Source organism: Mesorhizobium sp. M7A.F.Ca.CA.001.08.2.1 (assembly GCF_003998455.1).
Lineage (GTDB): Bacteria > Pseudomonadota > Alphaproteobacteria > Rhizobiales > Rhizobiaceae > Mesorhizobium > Mesorhizobium ciceri.
On sequence record NZ_RZPW01001179.1, the window covers coordinates 1 to 1,218 of the forward strand.

Below are 1,218 nucleotides of genomic sequence, written 5' to 3' on the forward strand. Positions count from 1 at the left end.
GGCGGGACCGAGCCCTCGACCTGCCGCGACAGCACGTCCAGCGTGGCGCCCGCTTCACGCTGCTCATGCGTTTCGCCGACGCAAATGATGGCAACAAGCCCGGCACGCCATGCGGCGGATGCCTTGGCCTGGACAGTGGCGTCATCCTCGCCGCGTTGCTCGCGGCATTCGGAATGGCCGACGATGACATGGCTCGCACCGGCATCCCTGAGCATTTCCGCCGAGATGCAGCCGGTGTAGGCGCCGCTCTCCTTGGTGTGGCAATCTTCGCCGCCGGCATGCACCGGCGTGCGCGACAGGATCTCGGCGGCGTGGGCAAGCAGGGTTGCGGGAACGCAAACCAGCGCTTCGGTCTCCGCGTCAAGCCCACTCATGAAGCCGTTGCCGATCATCCTGAGCTCGTTGAGGGAGGCGCTGGTGCCGTTCATTTTCCAGTTGCCGGCGACGAGCGGGCGAATTCCTGGCGTCATGGGTTTGCTTCTCCGGATGATATCGGGGCTCTGGCCCTCACTACCAAAATCAGGCCACAAAGCAATCGACAGTGGGCCGGAAGGGCGCTATTGCGCTTGTTTCAGACTCGGCGCATGCGAAAATGCGCATAAATCGGAAGTAAAAATGCTTGGTATATTGAGAAGCGCGGCAGGCACCTGGGTCGCGAAGGGGCTGTTGGTGCTGCTGGTGCTCAGCTTTTTGGTCTGGGGCGTTTCCGGACGGCTGATGGGCGGTTTGGCCGGCCATGATTCGGTGATAACCGCTGGCGGCACCAAAGTGTCGATCAACGAATACCGTCTCGCCTATGATCGCCAGCTCGCCGTCATGTCGCAGCAGTTCGGCCAACGTCTCAGCCACGAACAGGCAAAGGCGCTCGGTGTCGATAACCAGGTGTTGGCGCAGCTCGTCTCGGGTGCCGTTCTCGATGAACAGGCCCGCAAGCTGGGCCTCGGACTTTCCAAGGATCGGCTGGCCGAGCTGACACGCGAAGACCCGGCCTTCAAAGGCCCGGGCGGCCAGTTCGATCGCAGAACGTTCGAATATATGCTGCAGCAGATTGGCATGCGACCCGAGGACTATTTGAAGAACCGTGCTCAGGTGGCGGTGCGCCAGCAGATTGTCGAGGCGGTCTCGGACGGCCTCAAGGCTCCGGACACTTTCTTCAAGGCAGTTGCGCTCTATCGCGGCGAAGACCGCACCATCGACTATTTGACGCTGCCCAAGGCC

Annotated in this window: 2 protein-coding genes; one reads left to right on the forward strand and one right to left on the reverse strand. The window is 62.0% G+C overall.

Annotated features, from left to right (window positions below):
* On the reverse strand, positions 1–470 hold a 470-nt coding region (locus tag EN914_RS35980), incomplete at its 3' end, for a triose-phosphate isomerase (RefSeq protein WP_164779195.1).
* A 145-nt stretch (positions 471–615) separates the two neighbouring features.
* Between EN914_RS35980 and EN914_RS35985 the strand changes: the two genes are divergently transcribed.
* On the forward strand, positions 616–1,218 hold a 603-nt coding region (locus EN914_RS35985; RefSeq protein WP_206527328.1), incomplete at its 3' end, for a SurA N-terminal domain-containing protein.